Here is a 21649-nt window from a genome sequence, read left to right on the forward strand (position 1 = left end):
GGTAAAATAAAAGACTGAGCGATTGATTACATACTTCTAATTGATTTTGTATCGTATAACACTTAAAAGATTTGGTATAATGGAAGATAGTATAAACTGTATACGTTAATGGTATTGGAGGATTGGGTATGACTATAAAGCTAATAAACATTGGGTTTGGCAATATCGTCTCTGCAAATCGTATTATTTCGATTGTCAGTCCTGAATCAGCACCAATTAAAAGAATCATGCAAGAAGCGCGTGAGCGAAATATGTTAATCGATGCAACGTACGGTAGAAGAACGCGTGCCGTAATTGTCACTGATTCGGATCACGTTGTATTAAGTGCGGTTCAACCAGAGACTGTCGCACAACGGCTGCATACGAAAGAGGACATGTCGGAAGACGCCTGAAGAGGTAGTGGGAGGTAGAACGGACTTGATGAAACGTGAAAAAGGGCTCTTAATTGTATTGTCTGGACCCGCCGGAGTGGGGAAAGGCACGGTTTGTGGAGCCCTGCGCAAACAGGATACAGCTATTCAGTATTCTGTCTCAGCAACAACTAGAAATCCTCGTGCTGGTGAAGAGCACGGAGTTAATTATTTCTTTAAATCAAGAGATGAATTTGAACAAATGATTAAAGCTGGTGGGCTATTAGAGTGGGCTGAATACGTCGGCAACTATTATGGAACGCCAATTGATTATGTTAAAGAAACAATTGATTCAGGGAAAGATATTATTTTAGAAATTGAAGTTCAAGGTGCACAAAAAGTGCGTAAGGCCTTTCCAGAGGGCGTATTTATCTTCCTAGCGCCTCCAAGCTTGAAGGAATTGCGTGACCGTATTGTCGGACGTGGAACTGAAACGGAAGACATCATTAATGAGCGTATGTTAGTTGCAAAAGAAGAAATTGATCTGATGAAAATGTATGATTATGTTGTTGAGAATGATCAAGTAGAATTGGCAGTTGAACGAATTAAATCGATTGTTACTGCTGAGCATTGTCGCAGAGAGCGTTTAAAATACCAGGAATTAGCGGAGGTCAAAAAATAATGTTGTACCCTTCTATTGATAGTTTATTGGAAAAGTTAGATTCAAAATACTCGTTGGTGACTGTTTCTTCAAGAAGAGCTAGAGAGATGAAAGAGGTACCTAGTCGTGTGCCGCTAGTGACAAAACCGAAATCATACAAATTTGTTGGTCTTGCTCTTGAAGAGATCGTTGGAGATCAATTGACACACCGCGCTCCGAAAGATGCACCACAAGAAAAAACGTATTAAATGATTCAGCTGTCTTCGTACACACAAGCGCTCATTGGTAAGTCAAAGGGCTAGGGTGAAGACAGCTTTTTTTTCGATTAAATGCAAGGAGGAACGCAGACTTGAAAAACAAAACAATTGTAGTTGGTGTAAGTGGGGGAATTGCGGCCTTTAAATCCGCTGCCTTAGTGAGTAAATTAACGCAGGCAGGTGCAAATGTTCATGTCGTCATGACTGAATCAGCACAAAAGTTTGTGACAGCAACAACGTTTCAAGCTCTATCAAGAAATCATGTACATACAGATACGTTTCATGAGCCAGATAGCAGCAAGATTGCCCATATCGATATTGCAGATCAAGCTGATTTAATTTTAGTTGCGCCCGCAAGTGCGAACACAATTGCAAAGCTTGCTAACGGGATAGCGGACAATATGTTAACGACACTTATCCTTGCGACAAAAGCTCCGATCGTTCTTGCTCCAGCAATGAATGTCAATATGTTTGATCACCCTGCTGTACAAACAAATATCGCTACTTTGAAAACGTATGGCTATCAGTTTATTGAACCAGGTGCAGGTTACCTTGCTTGTGGTTGGATTGGTAAAGGAAGAATGGCTGAACCAGAAGATTTAGTCGAGTTGGTTGAGTTGTTTTTTGTTAAGCCAACGACACTTGCTGGCAAACGTATACTCGTTACGGCGGGGCCAACTAGAGAAGCGCTTGATCCGGTACGGTATTTTTCAAATTATTCCTCGGGAAAAATGGGCTATGCCATTGCCGAAGAGGCTAAAAAACGGGGAGCGCTGGTGACACTCGTGACTGGTCCGACCGCATTAAATCCACCTAAAGGAGTTGAAGTGATTCCCATCCAATCAGCTGAAGAGCTATATGAGGCTGTAACAACGCGATTTGACCGTGTGGATGCTGTAATCAAATCGGCTGCTGTGGCTGATTACCAACCGGAGGAAGTTTTGTCGCAGAAAAGAAAAAAACAAGCTTCGAAATGGAGTGTCCCCTTAAAACGCACGAAAGATACGTTAAAAGAGCTTGGCAAGCGAAAGAACAAGCAGCTATTAGTCGGTTTTGCGGCAGAGTCGGAACAGCTTGAGCATTACGCGAAGGATAAATTAACACGAAAAAATTTAGATTTAATTGTTGCTAACAACATTACAGAAGTAGGAGCAGGTTTTGATTTAGATACAAATGTTGTGTCGATATACACAAAAGATGGCCAAGAAAAACAGTATCCACAACAATCAAAAAAAGAAGTTGCTGCACATATATTAGATGAGCTAGAAGCGTATGCACAAAGAAGGGACAAGCAGTGATTGGGCGCGTGATTGTTGATGTACCTGCGGCGCAAACAGATCGATTGTTTGATTATTTAATTCCAACTGAATGGCAAGCTTTTGCTAAACCCGGTGTACGAGTAATCGTGCCGTTTGGTCCAAGGCGCATTCAAGGTTTTTTAATTGAGCTTGTTGAATTAAGTGAGTTTGAAAAGGTAAAACCAATCGCGGAGGTTCTTGATCCACTTCCTATCTTAAGTCCTGAATTGTTAGAACTTGGCGAATGGTTAGCGACATCGACGGTTTGCTACCGTGTTTCCGCCTATCAAGCCATGCTTCCAGCTGCTTTAAAGTCAAAAGTGAGCAAACAACTTGTTTTACAAGTTGATCCTGCGATGTTGCCGCTTCCTCTACAAACGCTATTTTCCGGTAGAACGGTGGTTGCTTGGGATGAGGCAAAAAAAGCGCTAAAAAAAGCAATTACAGTGGTAAAAGAACCGCTAGATCAAGAGTGGCTATCGATCTCTTATGAAACAAAGGAACATACGCGTGTAAAGAAAGTGAAGTATGTCGAGATCATTCCAACAAACGAAGACCCTGTTTTTTCGAAACGAGCCGAAAAACAAGAACGTGTTTTCACTTATATAAAGGGTCAAGAAGCATCTGTGCCAGTTAACTCTGTGCTTAAACAAACAGGAGCTAGCCGGGCCACACTTAAGTCCTTGCTTGACAAAGGGCTCATTCAAGAATTTGAAAAAGAGGTTTATCGTGATCCTCTACAAGCGGAAGACATTCAACGGAGTGAACCGTTGGTTTTGACAGATGCTCAAGCACGGGTAATGGAGCCAGTAGCAAAAGCCATTGCGGAAGAGCAGCATCAGATGATGTTGCTTCATGGTTTAACAGGGAGTGGCAAAACGGAACTCTATTTGCAAGCTATTTCTGCGGTGTTGGCAAAAAATCAAGAAGCGATTATGCTCGTCCCCGAAATCTCTTTGACTCCACAAATGGTTACCCGCTTTAAAGCGCGTTTTGGAGAACTTGTGGCCATTATGCACTCAGGCTTATCAAATGGGGAAAAGTATGATGAGTGGCGCAAAATCCACCGCAAGGAAGTAAAAGTAGTTGTGGGAGCAAGGTCAGCAGTGTTTGCGCCATTTACAAATATCGGGATTATCATTATTGATGAGGAACATGAGACGAGCTATAAACAAGAAGAAACCCCTCGTTATCATACGAGAGACGTCGCTCAGTATCGTGGTGAACGCCACCGAGCACCTGTCATTTTAGGAAGTGCAACACCCTCGATTGAATCATATGCCCGCGCTAAGAAAGGCGTTTATCAATTGTTATCCTTAACGGAACGTGTGAATGGGCGACCGCTTCCAGATGTAGAGGTTGTTGATATGCGACAGGAGCTCAGGAATGGAAATCGCTCAATGTTCTCTCTAGCATTGACTGAAGCGATCCGTGATCGGCTTGAAAAAAAACAACAAACCGTACTGTTTTTAAACCGACGGGGCTATTCGACATTCGTGATGTGCCGAGACTGTGGTTATGTCGCCAGCTGCAATCATTGTGATATTTCTTATACGTACCATCGAAAAGGTAATTCTTTAAAGTGTCATTACTGTGGCGACGAACAACCAATGCCAGAGACGTGTTCTGAATGTGGCAGCGACCATATCCGTTTTTTTGGATCGGGAACCCAGAAAGTTGAAGAAGAGCTTGCAAAACAGTTCCCGGAAGCTCGAGTCATTCGAATGGATGTGGACACAACTCGAAAAAAAGGGGCGCACAAGCAGCTATTAGATGCATTTGGTCAAGGAAAAGCTGATATTTTACTCGGTACACAAATGATCGCCAAAGGGCTTGATTTTCCAAAGATCACCTTAGTAGGTGTGTTAGCAGCCGATTCGATGCTGCATATTCCGGATTTTCGGAGTGCCGAGCGTACATTTCAACTGTTGGAGCAAGTTGCTGGAAGAGCTGGTCGGGATGTGCTCCACGGAGAAGTCCTCGTGCAGTCCTATACGCCTGAACATTACAGTATTCAGCTTGTAAAAGAACATGACTATGAACAGTTTGTTGCGAAGGAAATGCAGTCAAGAAAAATTGGTGGCTATCCACCATACTACTTTATGGCGCTGCTGACGATTTCAGATACTGAACTAGCTTCCGTTATGCAGACATCGCAAAAAATAACGCGCTTTTTGAAGGAGTCCTTGTCTGATAAGGCGATTGTGCTTGGACCATCGGTTTCGCCAATTGCCCGGATCAAAGATAGATATCGCTATCAATGCGTGATAAAATACAGGCAAGAACCGAAGCTTCACGAGACGCTAGATGCGATTATGAACCATTATTTACGTGATGCAACAAATAAGAAGCTTGCAATTAGTATGGACCTTCATCCGTACTTTTTTATGTAAGGAATAGGAGTGGTCGAAGTGAAGATTGTCTTTATGGGGACGCCTGCTTTCGCTGTGCCAATCCTTCGAGGATTGATAAACCGTCATCAAGTTGTTGCGGTTGTTACACAACCAGACCGACCGGTAGGACGAAAGCGCGTGTTAACACCAAGCCCTGTGAAAATAGAAGCGTTAGAACAAGGTATTCCCGTCATTCAACCTGAAAAAATACGAAACGAGTATGACGAAATAGTCGCAATCAAGCCTGATTTAATTGTAACGGCTGCATATGGGCAATTGGTGCCGAATGCCGTGCTTGAAGCACCGAAGCATGGTTGTATTAATGTACATGCTTCCTTGTTGCCAAAATATAGAGGCGGCGCACCAATTCATCAAGCAATTATAGATGGTGAAGCAGAGACGGGTATTTCGATTATGTATATGGCAGAAAAGCTTGATGCTGGTGATGTATTGCGGCAGCAAGCAATTCCTATTGGCAGGGATGATGATGTACAAACGATGCACGATAAATTAAGTGTGCTAGGTTTAAGCTTACTTGAGGAGACGCTAGAAGAGATTGCGACAGGAAAAGCTGTAGCAGTCGCTCAAGATCATAGCAAAGCAACCTTTGCACCTAACATCAAGCGCGAGCAAGAAGTGCTCGATTGGAACAAGACGGCAGAAGAACTGAACAATCAAATAAGAGGAATGCGTCCGTGGCCTGTTGCCTACACAACGGTAGAGCAAAAACGCTTAAAAGTCTGGCAATCGGTTGCTTCAAAAGAAGAAACCGAACAGCAGCCTGGAGAAGTGATTGAGGCGAACAAAAATGGTCTTTATGTTGCCTGCGGTCAAGGTACCGTTCTCTGTTTAACCGTGGTACAACCTGCTGGGAAAAAGCCAATGGACGCAAAGCAATTATGGCAGCAATTTCCGATTGGGATAAAATTAGGAGAGAATAATGGAGAAAGCTAGTGTAAGAGAAGTGGCTTTAGATGCCTTGATGAAAGTAGAAAAGAATCAAGCGTATAGCCACTTATTACTAAATACAACATTAAACAAAGCGGGACTTGATAAGAGAGACTCTGGTTTATTAACAGAGTTAGTCTATGGAACAATTGCCCATCGATTAACGCTAGATTATTATTTAGAACCCTTCTTAAAAACGAGTAAAAAGCGGGAGCAATGGGTCGATGTTTTGTTACGTTTATCCGTTTACCAGATGGTTTACTTAGACCGAATTCCCGATCGAGCAATTGTGCATGAAGCAGTAACGATTGCCAAGCGAAGAGGACATAAAGGGATTAGTGGGCTTGTGAATGGTGTGTTGCGATCCATTCAACGCGAAGGGGTTCCTTCTATAAATGCGATTAAAGATCACGTAAAGCGAATTGCTGTAACGACAAGTCATCCCGAATGGCTTGTGGAAAGATGGATGAAGCAATACGGCGAAGAAACAACCATTGCTATGGCCCAAGCAAATAATGAGCCTCCTGAAGTATCGATCCGCGTAAATCGAACAAAAGCAAATACGGAGGAAGTAAGGCAGAATCTTTTACTCGAAGGCCTTGAAGTGGAACGAAGTCCACTTTTACCAGAGCTAGCACTCATCGTTAAAAAGGGTAATGCTTTTACAACAGATGCCTATAAAAACGGCTTGTTTACAGCACAAGATGAAGCGTCAATGCTTGTTGGACTTCTAGTTCAAGCAGATTATGACATGCACGTCCTTGATACATGTGCAGCACCAGGTGGAAAATCAACTCATGTTGCGGAATCGATGCACAACACAGGTCTGGTTCATTCCTTAGATTTACACAAACATAAGGTGAAATTAATTGATGAACAAGCAAACAGACTGCAGTTAACGAATCTAGAAACACGCGCTGAAGATGCAAGAAAGCTAGAGCATTTAACTGAATCTTCTTTTGAGCGAGTACTTATTGATGCGCCGTGTACTGGATTTGGTGTTATCCGAAGAAAGCCTGATATACGATGGTCAAAATCAAAAGAAGATGTAGCCGCTATTGCAAAGGTGCAAAGTGCTATTTTAACGAATGCAAGTCGATTTGTGAAAGCTGGTGGCTTGCTTGTTTATAGCACATGCACAATTGAGGCAGAAGAAAATGAAGAACAAATTGCGCAATTTTTAACCGACAATCCTCAATATGAATTAGATGAAAATGCCTATGCAGCTTTACCTGAACAGGTTCAAGCAAAAGGTCGCTTTAGTTCATTTGGATTAACCATTCTTCCTCAAGATTTTCAAACAGATGGCTTTTTTATGGCACCTCTTAGAAAAAAATAAGTAGATTGTTACTTGGAGTTAAAAGAGAACGCAGAGCATAACTGGTGAAAGAGGTGGGTGTTTTGATTGAGAGCACAACGTTTTTAACAGATATCGGGAAAATTCGGTCTCATAATGAAGATAATGGTGGTATTTTTTCAACTGATGTAGGTACACTCGCTGTTGTGGCTGATGGGATGGGCGGCCATTCAGCAGGTGATGTGGCGAGTCGTATTGCAACTGAAGTGTTGGAAGCAGAGTGGCAAGCTGTTTCAAATGAATTAACAGCATCTGAAGCTGAAACGTTTTTACAAAATGCGTTTAAGCATGTGAATGACGCAATTTATCACTATGCAAAAGAGCATCCTGAGTGTGAGGGGATGGGGACAACGGCCATTGCGGCTCTATGTACGCAGGAGTATACAACGGTTGCTCATGTTGGAGATAGTCGTGCCTATGTGTTTGATGACAAACAGCTAAAGCAAGTAACGCATGACCACTCTTTGGTTGCAGAACTTGTACGAACAGGTCAAATCTCCGAAGAGGAAGCAGATCACCATCCTCGGAAAAATGTCGTTCTTCGGGCATTAGGTACAGAGGAGCAAGTGAAAATTGATAGTTATACGCTTCAATCGGATTTAATTCGTGTTTTAATGATTTGCTCAGATGGTCTTTCAAACAAGTTAAAGACCTCAGAACTTCAAGTTGAAGTAGAGCGAGAAGATGAGCTGTCCGCAATCGCTAAATCATTAGTAGCACGAGCGAACGACCGAGGCGGGGAAGATAACATCTCCATCGCCCTCGTCCGTTTTGATCGGGAGATAGGCGAATAATATGATCGGGGAACGAATTGGTGGTCGCTACGTCGTATTGGACAGCATCGGCGGAGGCGGTATGGCAGATGTCTATTTGGCGCTAGACGTCATTTTAGATCGACATGTAGCAGTGAAAGTTTTGCAGCCCCAATTTTCGAAAGATGAACAGTTCATTAAACGTTTTAGAAGAGAGGCTCAAGCCGCGACTAGTTTGGCGAATCCTCATATTGTTAATATTTACGATGTCGGGGAAGAAGACAATGTCTATTACATTGTGATGGAGTATGTGCGAGGAAGAACATTAAAGCAGGTCATTCAAGAAGATGGCCCCCTTCCTGTAGATGTGGCGCTTGATTATTTCAAACAGATTTTATATGGGGTAGGGCACGCCCATGCAATGCAAATTGTCCATCGAGATATTAAACCGCAAAACATTTTAATAAGTGAAGAAGGCGAAGCAAAAGTAACGGATTTTGGGATTGCTAGAGCGATGACTTCAGCAACCATTACCCATACGAATTCGGTGATGGGATCGGTTCATTATTTATCGCCAGAGCAAGCACGAGGCGGTCATATTACATACCGCTCTGACTTGTATTCGCTTGGAATTGTTTTATTCGAAATGATTACTGGTCAAATTCCTTTTTCGGGAGATACCGCGGTATCAATTGCCATTAAACATTTGCAAAATGACATCCCGTCAGCAAAAGAACTTGTACCAGATATTCCGCTAAGCTTAGAACAAATGATTAAAAAGGCAACAGCGAAAGACCCAATGCAGCGCTTTGAATCAGCAGAGGATTTTATTTGGGCGACCGATTTGGTTTTGAATGGTGAAGAACAGCCAATGAATGATTATAAATCTGTTGATGAAGATGCGACAAAAGAATTGCCTGTAATTGGCGCATTCTCGAACGACCAAGATTTAGAAGATACCATTGCCATTCCTGTTCAATCATCCGACCAAGCTAAGCCGGAAGAAGCTCAAGCAGTAACGGAAACACCGTCAGAGAAAGCAAAGTCGAAAAAAGGCAAACCTAAAAACCGAAAAAAGAAATGGTTTTGGATCATAACGATTGCCCTTATCGCGATTATTGGTGCGGTAGTGATGGCTTTTACCGTTTGGAGTTCTGTTTTCTTTGTTGAAGAAACAACCGTACCTGATGTAACAGGCTACGAAGAAGCAGAAGCGAGGGAAGCGATTCTATCTGAAAGTCTAGAGGTAGAAGTTGAGCAAGTTGCTAGTGATGAGCTTGAGCCAGGACAAGTAGTCCGTCAAGACCCCCGCGGTGGAAGAGTTGTTAAAGAAGGAACGTCCGTGACGCTTTTTATCGTTGCTTCTCGTGAAGAAGTGGAGCTTGATGACTATACAAACTTTACCTACTCCCAGGCTGAGCGTTTATTAAAACAGCTCGATTTCGAGGTGCAAAGGCAGGATCGAGAAGACAATAGCGTTAGTGAAAACACGGTTATTGCGCAAAACCCGTCACCAGGAACGATGGTTGTACCAGCGGAAACAACCATCGTGTTAACCGTTGCTATAGCAGAAACGATTCAGCTTGATGATTTAAGAAATGAAACAGAAGATGAAGTTCGAGCTTACCTCAACAGTGTGAGTTTGCGTGGAACGTATGCAAGAGAGTATCACGAAGACATTGCCGAAGGAAGGGTCATTAGTCAATCACCTGATCCACTATCGCTATTAAAACAAGGCGATACAGTCAGCGTGGTTATCTCGCGTGGTCCAGAGCCAAGTGATGAGCCTGAGCCACCGCCAGAGGCGCCTGAGCAGCCGGCAGGAGATGCAGAAGAGCCGATTGAAGCTGATCCGGTTGAGATACCATCTGAAGAGGACGAACCAAGTTCAATCTACCGAATTTCGCAAAGCATTGTTGTGTCAGAAGAACAACAAGCGGAGGGGAACAGTTTTGAAGTGGAGATACGTGCAAGGGATGCGAATTCACAAGGTGATGAGCGAATTGTCGTTGATGAAATGATTTCTGAAACACGGGATTTTACGTTTGAGCTTAGAGTGAGTCCAAGCTACTCTGGTTCTTACGAGATCTACATTAATGGAGAATTGAACCAAGAATCAAATGAATATGAGTATGAAGAATAGAGGCGCGTGCAGGACGCGCCTTTTTTCAAGGAGGAATTAGATGCCAGAAGGAATTATAATGAAGGCTCTTGCCGGTTTTTATTACGTTCGTGATCAAGATCAAGTCACTCAATGCCGCGCTCGCGGTGTCTTCCGTAAACAAAAAAAATCGCCGCTCGTAGGCGACTATGTTCTCTATGAAGCAGAAAATAAGACTGATGGGTACATCATGGATATCTATGAGCGGAAAAACGAGTTGGTGCGTCCACCGATTGCAAATGTTGACCAAGCATTACTTGTGTTTTCTGCTAAGCAGCCAGAGTTTAGCCCTTTGCTATTAGATAAGTTCCTTGTTCATATTGAATACAACGACATTACACCGGTAATTGCTATAAGTAAAGCTGATTTATTACAAGCTGAGGAACGAATTCAATTAGAAGAAACAGCTACCTACTATAAAAAGATCGGCTATGATGTCTTGTTTAGCTCAATAGAAAGAGACGATGACCCAATGGCACTATTGCCTTGGCTTGAAGAGAAAGTTACGGTAATAGCGGGGCAATCGGGTGTTGGTAAATCTTCAATCTTAAACGTTATTATTCCTGAAGCTGAAATTGAAACAAATGAAATCTCAAGTCATTTAAATCGAGGCAAACATACGACTCGCCACGTGGAGTTAATCGAGGTAGGCAATGGGCTAGTTGCGGATACACCTGGTTTTAGTTCGCTTGATTTTATTGGGATGGAAGCAGAAGACTTGCGGTTTTGTTTTCCCGAATTTATTGAGCTAATGGACGGTTGTAAGTTTAGAGGTTGTCTCCATGATAAAGAACCGAAATGTGCAGTGAAAGCGGCCGTTGAATCTGGCGTTATCCAATCATCGCGCTACGAGAACTACATTCAATTTTTAACCGACATACAAAATCAAAAAAGGAGATATTAAGTATGGTAAAAGTAGCCCCATCTATTTTAGCAAGTGATTTTTCGAAAATGGGACAAACCGTTAAAGAATTAACAGACTCAGGTGCAGATTGGATTCATATTGATGTAATGGATGGTCAATTTGTTCCACCGATTACGTTCGGACATCAAATGGTTGAGGCGATTCGGCCCTATACAGATTTACCTCTGGATGTTCACTTAATGGTTGAAAAGCCAGAGAATCAAATTGATTTTTTTGTGAAAGCGGGCGCAGATTGTATTAGTGTCCATGTTGAGGCGACAAAACATTTACATAAAACCATTCATTCGATTAAAGAGGCGGGTTTAAAAGCAGGGGTTGTTTTAAACCCAGCCACACCAATAGGCTTTGTTGAGCCTGTAATCGGGGATATTGATTTTGTTTTGCAAATGACTGTGAATCCCGGCTTTGGTGGTCAGTCATTTATTCCGTCTACCTTAAATCAAATTAAAGCGCTTCGGACCTTAATTGACGATAAGCAGCTTCCCGTTGATATTCAAGTTGATGGCGGTGTGAATCAAGAAACGGCGCTCGCTTGTATTGATGCTGGTGCAACCATTCTCGTTGCTGGTTCGGCAATTCTTGGACACGCAGATTATAGCGACGCGATAAAACAAATTCGTGGAGAAAAAAAGGTCTGATTCCTCTAACCACTGCATACCCTTATAGTAACGACGGGTGGACACGTTAAAGACGATGATGTTCTTCAGGAGTTAAACAGCTTATCCGCAGGGCTACAATTCCTTGTATGAATAGTATCTAATCTGATGTGTGCCCGCACGGTATCGGTGAGCAAAGACCGTGTCAGTATGCTCTGAGGAGGAGAACTTATGAAATTCTATACGATCAAGCTGCCGAAGTTTTTAGGAGGTTTTGTAAGAGCGATGCTTGGTTCATTTAAAAAAGGGTAATACAAAAAACGCCTCTGCACGCTAGAGGCGTTTTTTGTGTTTATACACGTTCTACTTTGCCGGATTTAAGCGCACGAGCAGAAACATATACACGTTTAGGTTTCCCGTCTACCATGATACGAACTTTCTGTACGTTTGCACCCCAACGGCGCTTCGTTTTATTCATTGCATGGGAGCGTTTGTTACCAGAGCGAGCTTTGCGCCCAGTAATATAGCATTCACGAGCCATGTTGTGCCACCTCCTTAACAGTCTCGGATAAAAACACGATGACTTAGTCACCAAAACATCTTAGCATAGCCATTTGCATAAAGCAATAAGGAAAGACAAGTATTTTTCCTTGACGTAAAAAATGGCTTTTAAAATAATGGGCAATATAGTAAAATGGCGGTACGTATGTACATTGTACTATTATAGAGGAGGCAAATCATGACTATTGAAATGAAAACACAACTTGGCACAATTGACGTGTCACAAGATGTTGTAGCGACAATTGCCGGAGGTGCAGCAACAGACTGTTACGGGATTGTTGGCATGGCCTCACAAAAACAATTTAAAGATGGACTAAGTGACTTATTAGGAAGAGAAAATTTCCGTCGTGGCGTCATCACCCGTGAAGAAGGAGAAGAGCTTCATATTGATATGTACATCATTGTAAGCTATGGCACAAAAATTTCTGAGGTTGCCCATAACGTCCAAACAAAAGTAAAATATCATTTGGAAAAAATGCTCGGCCTAGATGTTGAATCAGTAAATATTTTTGTGCAAGGGGTTCGTGTAACGAATCCTTAGGATTAAAGGGGGAAGACAAAGTGATTAGGAAGTTAAATGGCGAACAGCTCGCTCACATGTTTATAGAAGGGGCAAGCGAGCTATCGAATAAAGCAGATCTCGTTGATTCGCTAAACGTATTCCCTGTGCCTGACGGAGACACAGGTACAAATATGAATTTAACGATAACATCTGGGGTTAAAGAAGTCCGTAAAGCGGCTTTAACAGAAACGGGTGTTGTTGCAAATGCATTTGCAAAAGGGTTGCTAATGGGCGCTAGAGGAAACTCTGGTGTCATCTTGTCCCAGCTGTTTAGAGGGTTTGCAAAATCAGCAGAGGGAAAAAAAGAATTAACGATTGAGCAATTCGCACAAGCGCTAGACGCTGGTGTAACAACGGCCTATAAAGCTGTCATGAAGCCAGTTGAAGGTACGATTCTAACGGTTGCAAAAGACACAGCTAAATTTGCGGTTAAACAAGCGAAAAAAGAAGATGATTTTCCTTCTTTTCTAAAGGCTATTATTAAAGAAGCCGAGCGTTCACTATCTAGAACACCTGATTTACTGGCTGTATTAAAAGAAGTCGGCGTTGTAGATTCCGGTGGGCAAGGCCTTGTGTTTATTTATGCTGGGTTTCTACAAGCGCTTACAGGCGAAAAAACGAACACGATTGTTCAAGAACCTAAAATGGAAGAGCTGGTGAATGTCGAGCATCATCAGCATGGACAGATGGACCCGAATGACATTGAATTCGGCTATTGTACAGAAGTGATGGTTCAGTTTGATGCGGAAATGACTAAGAAGAATCCTTATGATGAAGAGGCTTTCCGTCAAAAGTTAAGTAATTATGGAGATTCATTGCTTGTTGTATCAGATGAGGATCTATTAAAGGTGCATATTCATGCTGAGCACCCTGGACATGTACTAACTGCTGCGCAAGCATTTGGACCGCTTATTCAAGTAAAGATTGAGAATATGCGTGAACAAAACTCAAACCTGTCTGAGACGCACGCAACGAAGCAATCGCAATCAACTAAACCAAAAGAAAAGGCGCCGTTCGCCATTGTGGCAGTTTCGATGGGGTCTGGCATTGAAAAGCTCTTTAAAGGTCTTGGGGTAAATGCAGTTGTTGCAGGTGGACAAACGATGAATCCTAGTACGGAAGATATTGTCCAAGCTATTGAAAAGGTTCATGCAGAGAATGTCATTGTCCTACCGAATAATAGCAATATCGTTATGGCAGCGGAGCAAGCTGCGGATGTCTGTGACGTTCATGCGGTTGTTGTTCCAACAAAAACGGTTCCACAAGGTTTAGCTGCAATGCTTGCATTTAATGCATCTAAAGAAATTGATGAAAATGCAGAAACGATGACAAAAGCAATTAAGGACGTTAAAACAGGGGAATTGACGTACGCCGTTCGAGATACGCAGATGGATAATCAAACGATTAAAAATGGCGATTTTATGGGTATTTTTGAAAAGAAGATTGTCTCATCGGGTAGGGATTTAATTGATGTTGCCAAACAATTGTTAACGGACATGGTTGACGAAGAATCTGAAGTAGTCACCATCATTACAGGTGAGGATGCAACTAGTGAAGATATTCAAACGATTGAACACTTTTTGAATGATACGTTTGCTGAGCTCGAAATTGATGTGGTCGAAGGAAAACAACCACTTTATTCTTACATTTTTTCAGTAGAATAACCGTTATTGATATGGGAGGGGAATAAAGATGACAAGCATTAAGATCGTTACAGATTCAACTGCAGACATCCCAGAGGAACTTGTACAAAAATACAATATTCATGTTATCCCATTAAATGTCCATTTTGGCGAAGAGCAGTTCGAAGATGGCATTTCATTAAAACCAAAAGAGTTTTACGCAAAATTAACAAGCAGTGAAGTCATGCCAAAAACGTCTCAGCCTTCACCACAACAATTTGAAGAGCTGTATCGACAAGTGGCAACGGAGAAAGACGATCAAATTCTTTCCATTCACCTTTCCTCGCAAATGAGTGGTACAATGCAGGCTGCTTTGATTGCAAAGGAAGAATTAAAGAATGAATTAGCTATTCATGTCTATGATTCGAAGCGTGCTTCATACGCAATTGGCATTGTTGTTGTCGAAATCGCTAAGCTTGTGGCACAAGGTGCAGATCTTGAAGCGTGTCAGAAGCGCTTAAATGAATTGCTTAAAGATACAAGGGTTTATTTTATGGTTGACACGCTTGAGTTTCTTCAAAAGAACGGTCGCATTGGAAAAGCATCTGCTCTGCTTGGATCTCTTCTAAAAATGAAGCCAATCTTATCTTTAAACGAGCCTGGTGAAGTGTATCCCCATGAGAAGGTGCGCGGACAGAAAAAGGCAGCCGCTCGTATTCTAGCTTTGCTAAAAGAAGAGTTTGGAAGTGGGGAAGTTCATGTTGGCATTTCTCATGCTGTAAATGAAGAATTGGCAAATGAACTTGCGTTGGAAATCAAGCACCAGTTTAATACTCAATCGGTTGTACTTACAGAAATTGGATCTGTTATTGGGGCTCATGTTGGTCCAGGAACGGTTTCATTATCCATGACGAATGTAGAACAAGCGTGAACAAAAGGTTGCCAGCTGTCATTGATGGCAGCCTTTTTGTTCGGATCTTTTTAGGAGGAAATCAAATGAAGTATCGTACGGTTTTTGATATTATTGGCCCGGTGATGATTGGTCCCTCTAGCTCACACACTGCAGGTGCAGCAAGGATTGGGAAAGTGGCTCGAACATTATTTGGTGAAGTTCCAGATAAAGCGGATCTGTACTTTTATGGATCGTTTGCAAAAACCTATAAAGGTCACGGAACGGATGTAGCTGTAATTGGTGGTTTACTTGATTATAATACGAATGATGAACGGATTCGAGATGCCTACCGCTATGCAAAAGAGGCAGCTATGGACGTATCGATTCATGAAGAAGGCGCGATTGATCACCATCCAAATACGGCAAAGATTAAACTTTACAAAGGAAACCGCGAGTTCGAGTTAGTTGGAGTGTCAATTGGTGGAGGCAAAATCGAAATCATTGAATTAAATGGATTTGAATTGCGCTTATCTGGTAATCATCCGGCAATTCTAGTCGTTCACCAAGACCGCTATGGCGTTATTGCTGCAGTAAGTAATTTGCTGGCAAAATATCAAATGAATATAGGTCATATGGAGGTCTCTCGTAAAGAAAAGGGAGAGCAAGCCTTAATGGTAATAGAAGTAGATCAGAACGTAGATGAATTTCTTGTCCAGTCGCTTTCTGAATTACCCCATATTCTTCATGTAAGCAAGATTCATGATTAAGGAGGAAAAAAATGTTTAGAAATGTTTCAGAGCTACTTGAATTAACCGAGAAGCACAATAAACCTATTTCAGAAATAATGATTGAGCAGGAAATAGATGTGACAGGACGTTCCCGTGAAGAAATCATTGCTAAGATGCAACTAAATCTTAAAACGATGGAAGAAGCGGTAAAGCGTGGTATTGAAGAAGATGTCGTCTCCGTTTCTGGTTTAACTGGAGGAGACGGGAAAAAATTAGCCCATTATTTGAAATATGGCAATCCAATTGGTGGCGATACAACTTTATTAGCTGTTGCAAACGCAATGGCGACGAATGAAGTAAATGCAGCGATGGGAATTATCTGTGCAACACCAACGGCTGGATCTGCTGGAGTTGTGCCGGGCGTATTGTTCGGGGTAGAACATAAGCTGAAGCCGACTGAAGAACAGAAATTAGCCTTTTTGTTTACAAGTGGAGCATTTGGTTTCGTTGTTGCGAACAATGCATCAATATCCGGTGCTGCCGGCGGCTGTCAGGCGGAAGTTGGATCAGCAACGGGGATGGCTGCGGCAGCGTTAGTTGAGCTGGCGGGGGGGTCTCCAAAGCAATCCGCTCACGCAATGGCGATTGCGCTTAAGAACATGCTTGGCTTAGTTTGTGATCCAGTTGCTGGGTTAGTCGAAGTACCTTGCGTCAAGCGAAATGCGGCAGGTGCTTCTCTCGCAATAACGGCTGCCGATATGGCACTTGCTGGGATCGAAAGTAGAATTCCTTGTGATGAAGTGATTGAAGCAATGTATCGAATTGGACAAACGTTACCGGAATCATTAAGAGAAACAGGTGAGGGGGGACTAGCGGCGACCCCAACAGGACGGAAGTTGGAAGCGGCGATTTTCGGTCAGAAGGCAGAGAAAATCAATTGAATTTAAACGACCTACCCATTCAACAGGTGAAAGGGATTGGTGAAGAAAGTGGAAAACTTCTAGGGGGCCTTGGTATTAAAAGCGTCCAAGATTTGTTGGAGTATTTTCCGTTTCGCTATGAGGATTATTCGTTACAATCACCTGTAGAAGCTAAACATGAGGAACGAGTAACCTTTGCTGGGGTTGTACAAAACGAACCATCAGTCCGCTACTATGGAAAAAAGAAAAACAAACTAACGTTTCGGATAGTATCAAGCGATGTTCTGCTAACCGTGACTTTTTTTAACCGTGCTTTTCTAAAAAGCAAGCTTGTGATTGGGACAGAAGTGACGATTACTGGTAAATGGGACGCGAATAGGCTCTCTTTAACTGGCAGCGAATTAAAGTTTGGACTAGTAGAGCGAGAAGGAGACGTTGAGCCTGTTTATCATAGCTCAGGTAAGTTGTCGAGCAAACAAATTCAAAAGTGGATTGCAGGAGCCGTTGCTGAATTTGCAGGAGACATTACTGAACCTTTGCCAGAATCCATTCGAACGCGCTATAAGTTAATGGGTAAGGCGGAAACGATTCGTCACTTGCATCAGCCGTTAAAACCAGAACTGGTTAAACAGGCACGGCGACGTTTTGTCTACGAAGAGCTTCTTTTTTTTCAGCTAAAGATGCGGGCTTTCAAAGAAGCAAATCGCGAACAACAGCATGGAACGCGCCTGCGTATACCAGAAGGTGCTGTTAATGAGTTTCTGCAGCGTCTTCCATTTACGCTAACGAACGCTCAGTCAAAAGCGATTCAGACGGTTCTAGCAGATATCCAATCAACTCACCGAATGAATCGACTTTTACAAGGGGACGTTGGCTCGGGAAAAACAGCTGTGGCAGCGGCCTGCATGTATGGAGTTGTGAAGGCAGGTGCGCAAAGTGCATTGATGGCGCCGACAGAAATACTTGCGGAGCAGCATGCTCAGTCGCTTAGCGCTTGGTTTGAACCACTTGGGCTTACAGTTGCTTTGCTCGCTGGTTCAGTAAAGGGAAAGAAAAGGCGTGAACTACTCGAAAGAATTGTGTCTGGTGAGGTTGATATTGTTGTTGGTACCCATGCTTTGATTCAAGACGATGTTCATTTCAACACGCTTGGACTAGTCATTACGGATGAGCAACATCGTTTTGGTGTCGAGCAGCGCAGAGTCTTGCGTGATAAAGGAGAAAGTCCAGATGTGTTGTTCATGACGGCGACACCGATTCCACGAACGCTTGCGATTTCTGTATTTGGGGATATGGATGTTTCCGTATTGGATGAACTTCCTGCGGGACGTAAGCCAATTGAAACCTACTGGGTTCAGCATGACATGTTAGAGCGTGTACTAGACTTTATTCGTAAGGAAATCGAGCAGGGGAGACAAGCCTACGTGATTTGTCCTTTAATCGAAGAGTCGGAGAAACTCGACGTCCAAAACGCAATTGACTTTCATGCAATGCTCTCGGGCCATTTTCAGGGAAATGCTCAGGTTGGTTTAATGCATGGACGCTTGTCTCCTGGAGAGAAAGACGATGTTATGAATGCATTTGCGAATAACGACCTACAAATTCTTGTATCGACAACGGTTGTTGAAGTCGGTGTAAACGTACCAAATGCCACGGTGATGCTTATTTATGATGCAGACCGCTTTGGACTTGCCCAGTTGCATCAGCTTCGAGGCCGTGTCGGTCGAGGTGAAGCGCAGTCTACTTGCATTTTGATGGCCCAACCAAAATCAGAGGTTGGGAAAGAACGAATGCGAATTATGACGGAAACAACGGATGGCTTTTTATTATCGGAAAGAGATCTTGAATTAAGAGGGCCTGGTGACTTCTTTGGTTCAAAACAAAGTGGGTTGCCGAACTTTAAACTAGCCGATGTTGTACATGATTACCGAACGCTTGAAACGGCTCGCCAAGATGCAGACACGATTATTTCAACTGGATTGTTGCAAACCGATCGAGAATATCGTTATTTAGCGATGTACCTTGCACAAGTTGGCGCTTTTTCTGGTGAAAAAATAGATTAATGGTTGAATCAAACGCGTAAGAACTTTATACTAGTCTTAGTACCTAGTCATAAGGAAATTGGACGTGTGGAAGACGGATGGTGAATTGATGAAGCTGAAAAAGAGAGAACGACAATCACAGTTGATGGAACAACTTGAGCAAAATCCATTTTTAACAGATGAAGAACTAGCGCTCTTTTTTTCTGTTAGCATCCAAACCATTCGGCTTGATCGAATGGAAAAAAGCATTCCGGAATTGCGGGAGCGAATTAAAGATGTTGCATACAAACATCGAGATCCAGTTATTTCATTAGCGCCAGATGAAGTGTTTGGTGAGATTATTGATCTTGTTTTAGAAAAACAAGCCATTTCTATTTTTGATGTAACGAAAGATCATGTGTTTGCTAGAAGCGGAATTGCTCGGGGGCATCATTTATTTGCTCAAGCCAATTCCCTGGCTGTTGCCGTATTAGATAACGAGTTTGTCTTAACTGCAAAAGCCGACATTCAGTTTAAACGGCCTGTCTATACAGGTGAACGAGTTGTTGCTAAAGCAGAAGCAACTCAAGACGAGAAAGAACGAACAAAAGTCATTGTCAGTAGTCGAGTTAACCAGGAATTGGTCTTTCGAGGCGAGTTCTATATGTTTAAACAAACAGATTTTACGGAGGAAGAGGGCGAGCAGCTATGAGAATTGCAATCGATGCGATGGGTGGCGACAACGCCCCAAAAGCCCATGTCCAAGCTGCCATTCGTGCAGTAAAGGAATTCACCGATTTAGAAATTACGCTAATAGGTGACGAAGAATTAATTCAAGCAGAGCTAGCTAGTGAGTCGAATAAAATAACCGTTATTCATACAACCGAAAAAATTGAGGATACCGATAAGCCAACAACAGCTGTTCGTCGGAAAAAAACAGCTTCAATGGTGCTTGCGGTAACAGAAGTAAAAGAAGGGCGTGCTGATGCATGTATTTCTGCTGGGAATACGGGCGCACTGATGACGGCTGGGCTTTTATATGTGGGGCGACAGAAAGGTATTGATCGCCCGGCGCTTTCACCGATGTTGCCTACACGAGATGGCAACGGTTTTTTACTCCTAGATGTTGGGGCGAATATGGAAGCAAAAGCAGAGCACTTGTTGCAGTATGCGATTATTGGAGACGCGTATATGAAGCAAGTGCGTCAAGTGCAGAAACCGCGCATAGGCCTATTAAATGTCGGAACTGAAGCTGGTAAAGGAACGGAATTAACGAAGCAAGCACAAGAATTGCTCGAACAAAGCGACGTTCATTTCATTGGCAATGTCGAAGCACGCGATTTGCTTGATGGCGTCTGTGATGTCGTTGTTTGTGATGGGTTTTCTGGTAATCTAGTCCTAAAAACGATTGAAGGTACAGCGAAGATGCTGTTCTCCATGATTAAAGAAGAATTAACTAGCTCACTTTCTGCGAAGCTCGCCGCAGGGATGTTAAAGCCTAAGTTCTCGAAGATTAAAGAGAAAATGGATTACTCAGAATACGGTGGTGCAGGGTTATTTGGTTTGCAGGCTCCTGTGATTAAAGCACATGGATCATCAGATGCAAATGCGGTATTTCATGCCATTCGTCAAGCTAAAAATATGGTAGATCAAGATGTTGTAAAAGTGATTGCAGCAAACTTAAAGGACGGAGGAAACTAGATGGGAAAAATAGCCTTTTTATTTCCTGGGCAAGGCTCGCAAAAAGTGGGCATGGGCAGTGAATTATTTGAACAGAATGACGCTGCACAATCGCTCTTATCCAAAGCCGATGATGTGTTAGGCTTTTCTTTGTCGACCCTGATGAAAGAAGGGCCAGAAGAAAAATTAAAGCAAACGGCTCATGCACAACCGGCATTAGTTGCAATGAGTGCCGCAGTGCTAGAACTGTTTCGCGGTAGCGATATTCAAGCTGATTATGTCGCTGGCCATAGTTTAGGAGAGTATTCTGCTCTCGTTGCTAGCGAGGCACTTTCTTTTGAAGCGGCAATTGCTCTTGTACATAAGCGCGGAAAGCTAATGGAAGAAGCTGTTCCAGAAGGCAAAGGGGCGATGGCAGCTGTTCTTGGATTAGACCAGAAAGCCTTGGAAGACGTGTGTCGTGCTGTTTCACAAGATGGAGAAGTTGCTGAGCTGGCAAACCTGAACTGTCCAGGGCAAATTGTTATTTCGGGGACAGCGAGAGGCATGGAGCAGGCGTCTATAAAAGCAAAAGAAGCCGGTGCCAGAAGAGTGATGCCGCTTGCGGTAAGTGGACCGTTTCATTCATCGCTAATGAAACCTGCATCTGATAAATTTGAAACGGATCTTCATAATACACAAATCACGATGCCAATGACGCCGGTTGTGGCCAACGTAACTGCAGAAGTAGTGCATGCACCGGAAGTGATACGAGCTTTGCTTGCTGAGCAAATCTATTCGCCTGTTCGCTTTGAAGAAAGCATTCGATACATGGTGGATCAAGGTGTGGATACATTTATTGAAGTTGGTTCAGGTAATGTATTAACTGGACTTGTGAAAAAGATTGATCGGTCGCTGCATGCTTATTCTGTTCAAGATCAAGCCTCGTTTGAACAGACGGTGGCAGCGGTGAAAGGAGAATGACG

At 42.9% G+C, this 21649-nt stretch carries 22 protein-coding genes; 21 read left to right on the forward strand and 1 reads right to left on the reverse strand.

The features are described from left to right. The first annotated feature begins 128 nt into the window (after positions 1 to 128). The 12 genes from remA (at position 129) to spoVM (ending at position 12010) form a co-directional block, all read left to right on the forward strand. Positions 129 to 392 carry an extracellular matrix/biofilm regulator RemA gene (gene remA, locus JOC54_RS03910; protein ID WP_035419134.1) on the forward strand — a complete coding sequence of 88 codons (264 nt, stop codon included), beginning with the start codon at positions 129 to 131 and terminating at the stop codon, positions 390 to 392. Between the two features lie 28 nt (positions 393 to 420). Next, the gene (gmk, locus tag JOC54_RS03915; RefSeq protein WP_204464976.1) at positions 421 to 1032 is read left to right on the forward strand and encodes a guanylate kinase; all 612 of its coding nucleotides are present in this window, start codon (positions 421 to 423) and stop codon (positions 1030 to 1032) included. Next, the gene (gene rpoZ / locus JOC54_RS03920; RefSeq protein ID WP_035419135.1) at positions 1032 to 1259 is read left to right on the forward strand and encodes a DNA-directed RNA polymerase subunit omega; all 228 of its coding nucleotides are present in this window, start codon (positions 1032 to 1034) and stop codon (positions 1257 to 1259) included. The genes gmk and rpoZ overlap by 1 nt, the downstream gene beginning before the upstream one ends. A gap of 101 nt (positions 1260 to 1360) precedes the next feature. Beyond that, positions 1361 to 2566, forward strand: coding sequence for a bifunctional phosphopantothenoylcysteine decarboxylase/phosphopantothenate--cysteine ligase CoaBC (gene coaBC / locus JOC54_RS03925; RefSeq protein WP_204464621.1), 1206 nt, complete (start codon positions 1361 to 1363; stop codon positions 2564 to 2566). Beyond that, complete coding sequence (gene priA, locus JOC54_RS03930; RefSeq protein ID WP_204464623.1) at positions 2563 to 4959, forward strand: primosomal protein N'; 2397 nt, start codon at positions 2563 to 2565, stop codon at positions 4957 to 4959. The genes coaBC and priA overlap by 4 nt, the downstream gene beginning before the upstream one ends. Positions 4960 to 4992: 33 nt before the next feature. Then, positions 4993 to 5913 carry a methionyl-tRNA formyltransferase gene (gene fmt / locus JOC54_RS03935; RefSeq protein WP_239586585.1) on the forward strand — a complete coding sequence of 307 codons (921 nt, stop codon included), beginning with the start codon at positions 4993 to 4995 and terminating at the stop codon, positions 5911 to 5913. Next, complete coding sequence (rsmB, locus tag JOC54_RS03940; RefSeq protein WP_204464625.1) at positions 5900 to 7246, forward strand: 16S rRNA (cytosine(967)-C(5))-methyltransferase RsmB; 1347 nt, start codon at positions 5900 to 5902, stop codon at positions 7244 to 7246. Before fmt ends, rsmB begins: the two co-directional genes overlap by 14 nt. 53 nt (positions 7247 to 7299) lie before the next feature. Next, positions 7300 to 8058, forward strand: a complete 759-nt coding sequence (locus JOC54_RS03945; protein WP_321174487.1) for a Stp1/IreP family PP2C-type Ser/Thr phosphatase — start codon at positions 7300 to 7302, stop codon at positions 8056 to 8058. Between the two features lies 1 nt (position 8059). After that, positions 8060 to 10159 carry a Stk1 family PASTA domain-containing Ser/Thr kinase gene (pknB, locus tag JOC54_RS03950; RefSeq protein ID WP_204464626.1) on the forward strand — a complete coding sequence of 700 codons (2100 nt, stop codon included), beginning with the start codon at positions 8060 to 8062 and terminating at the stop codon, positions 10157 to 10159. A 40-nt stretch (positions 10160 to 10199) separates the two neighbouring features. Continuing rightward, a complete protein-coding gene (gene rsgA, locus JOC54_RS03955) occupies positions 10200 to 11081 on the forward strand; it encodes a ribosome small subunit-dependent GTPase A (RefSeq protein ID WP_204464632.1) in 882 nt (293 codons plus the stop codon). A gap of 2 nt (positions 11082 to 11083) precedes the next feature. Further along, a complete protein-coding gene (gene rpe, locus JOC54_RS03960) occupies positions 11084 to 11740 on the forward strand; it encodes a ribulose-phosphate 3-epimerase (protein WP_204464634.1) in 657 nt (218 codons plus the stop codon). Positions 11741 to 11929: 189 nt separating this feature from the next. After that, entirely contained in the window at positions 11930 to 12010 is an 81-nt protein-coding gene (spoVM, locus tag JOC54_RS03965) for a stage V sporulation protein SpoVM (protein WP_035419138.1), read from the forward strand. 40 nt (positions 12011 to 12050) lie between these two features. Here spoVM and rpmB read toward each other — a convergent pair whose 3' ends face one another. Next, entirely contained in the window at positions 12051 to 12239 is a 189-nt protein-coding gene (rpmB, locus tag JOC54_RS03970; protein ID WP_035441949.1) for a 50S ribosomal protein L28, read from the reverse strand. A gap of 198 nt (positions 12240 to 12437) precedes the next feature. Here rpmB and JOC54_RS03975 point away from each other — a divergent pair, with 198 nt between their 5' ends. The 9 genes from JOC54_RS03975 to fabD all read left to right on the forward strand — a co-directional run bounded on the left by JOC54_RS03975 (position 12438) and on the right by fabD (position 21647). Beyond that, on the forward strand, positions 12438 to 12800 hold the full coding sequence (locus tag JOC54_RS03975) for an Asp23/Gls24 family envelope stress response protein (protein ID WP_035419142.1): 363 nt from the start codon (positions 12438 to 12440) through the stop codon (positions 12798 to 12800). Between the two features lie 56 nt (positions 12801 to 12856). Further along, the gene (locus tag JOC54_RS03980; protein WP_204464977.1) at positions 12857 to 14485 is read left to right on the forward strand and encodes a DAK2 domain-containing protein; all 1629 of its coding nucleotides are present in this window, start codon (positions 12857 to 12859) and stop codon (positions 14483 to 14485) included. A 28-nt stretch (positions 14486 to 14513) separates the two neighbouring features. Beyond that, entirely contained in the window at positions 14514 to 15374 is an 861-nt protein-coding gene (locus JOC54_RS03985; RefSeq protein WP_204464636.1) for a DegV family protein, read from the forward strand. A 65-nt stretch (positions 15375 to 15439) separates the two neighbouring features. Further along, positions 15440 to 16102: an L-serine ammonia-lyase, iron-sulfur-dependent subunit beta gene (sdaAB, locus tag JOC54_RS03990; protein ID WP_204464638.1), complete on the forward strand. Its 663-nt coding sequence runs from the start codon at positions 15440 to 15442 to the stop codon at positions 16100 to 16102. A gap of 11 nt (positions 16103 to 16113) precedes the next feature. Continuing rightward, positions 16114 to 17004: an L-serine ammonia-lyase, iron-sulfur-dependent, subunit alpha gene (sdaAA, locus tag JOC54_RS03995; protein WP_204464641.1), complete on the forward strand. Its 891-nt coding sequence runs from the start codon at positions 16114 to 16116 to the stop codon at positions 17002 to 17004. After that, the gene (gene recG, locus JOC54_RS04000) at positions 17001 to 19046 is read left to right on the forward strand and encodes an ATP-dependent DNA helicase RecG (RefSeq protein ID WP_204464643.1); all 2046 of its coding nucleotides are present in this window, start codon (positions 17001 to 17003) and stop codon (positions 19044 to 19046) included. Before sdaAA ends, recG begins: the two co-directional genes overlap by 4 nt. Before the next feature lie 88 nt (positions 19047 to 19134). Beyond that, positions 19135 to 19716 (forward strand): transcription factor FapR, encoded by a 582-nt coding sequence (fapR, locus tag JOC54_RS04005; RefSeq protein WP_035419257.1) that lies wholly within the window; start codon positions 19135 to 19137, stop codon positions 19714 to 19716. Continuing rightward, positions 19713 to 20705 (forward strand): phosphate acyltransferase PlsX, encoded by a 993-nt coding sequence (gene plsX, locus JOC54_RS04010; RefSeq protein WP_035441950.1) that lies wholly within the window; start codon positions 19713 to 19715, stop codon positions 20703 to 20705. Before fapR ends, plsX begins: the two co-directional genes overlap by 4 nt. Continuing rightward, positions 20706 to 21647, forward strand: coding sequence for an ACP S-malonyltransferase (gene fabD, locus JOC54_RS04015; protein WP_035419148.1), 942 nt, complete (start codon positions 20706 to 20708; stop codon positions 21645 to 21647). The last annotated feature ends 2 nt before the right edge of the window (positions 21648 to 21649 follow it).

This window comes from Shouchella xiaoxiensis (genome assembly GCF_016907895.1).
GTDB classification, from domain to species: domain Bacteria; phylum Bacillota; class Bacilli; order Bacillales; family Bacillaceae_D; genus Shouchella; species Shouchella xiaoxiensis.

Coding starts and splice junctions, on each gene's coding strand:
- spoVM (WP_035419138.1), top strand. CDS start 11,930: ATGAAATTCTATACGATCAAGCTGCCGAAGTTTTTAGGAGGTTTTGTA.
- rpe (WP_204464634.1), top strand. CDS start 11,084: ATGGTAAAAGTAGCCCCATCTATTTTAGCAAGTGATTTTTCGAAAATG.
- JOC54_RS03985 (WP_204464636.1), top strand. CDS start 14,514: ATGACAAGCATTAAGATCGTTACAGATTCAACTGCAGACATCCCAGAG.
- fapR (WP_035419257.1), top strand. CDS start 19,135: ATGAAGCTGAAAAAGAGAGAACGACAATCACAGTTGATGGAACAACTT.
- fmt (WP_239586585.1), top strand. CDS start 4,993: ATGGGGACGCCTGCTTTCGCTGTGCCAATCCTTCGAGGATTGATAAAC.
- rpmB (WP_035441949.1), bottom strand. CDS start 12,239: ATGGCTCGTGAATGCTATATTACTGGGCGCAAAGCTCGCTCTGGTAAC.
- rsgA (WP_204464632.1), top strand. CDS start 10,200: ATGCCAGAAGGAATTATAATGAAGGCTCTTGCCGGTTTTTATTACGTT.
- pknB (WP_204464626.1), top strand. CDS start 8,060: ATGATCGGGGAACGAATTGGTGGTCGCTACGTCGTATTGGACAGCATC.
- rsmB (WP_204464625.1), top strand. CDS start 5,900: ATGGAGAAAGCTAGTGTAAGAGAAGTGGCTTTAGATGCCTTGATGAAA.
- gmk (WP_204464976.1), top strand. CDS start 421: ATGAAACGTGAAAAAGGGCTCTTAATTGTATTGTCTGGACCCGCCGGA.
- plsX (WP_035441950.1), top strand. CDS start 19,713: ATGAGAATTGCAATCGATGCGATGGGTGGCGACAACGCCCCAAAAGCC.
- JOC54_RS03980 (WP_204464977.1), top strand. CDS start 12,857: ATGTTTATAGAAGGGGCAAGCGAGCTATCGAATAAAGCAGATCTCGTT.
- rpoZ (WP_035419135.1), top strand. CDS start 1,032: ATGTTGTACCCTTCTATTGATAGTTTATTGGAAAAGTTAGATTCAAAA.
- JOC54_RS03975 (WP_035419142.1), top strand. CDS start 12,438: ATGACTATTGAAATGAAAACACAACTTGGCACAATTGACGTGTCACAA.
- sdaAB (WP_204464638.1), top strand. CDS start 15,440: ATGAAGTATCGTACGGTTTTTGATATTATTGGCCCGGTGATGATTGGT.
- fabD (WP_035419148.1), top strand. CDS start 20,706: ATGGGAAAAATAGCCTTTTTATTTCCTGGGCAAGGCTCGCAAAAAGTG.
- remA (WP_035419134.1), top strand. CDS start 129: ATGACTATAAAGCTAATAAACATTGGGTTTGGCAATATCGTCTCTGCA.
- sdaAA (WP_204464641.1), top strand. CDS start 16,114: ATGTTTAGAAATGTTTCAGAGCTACTTGAATTAACCGAGAAGCACAAT.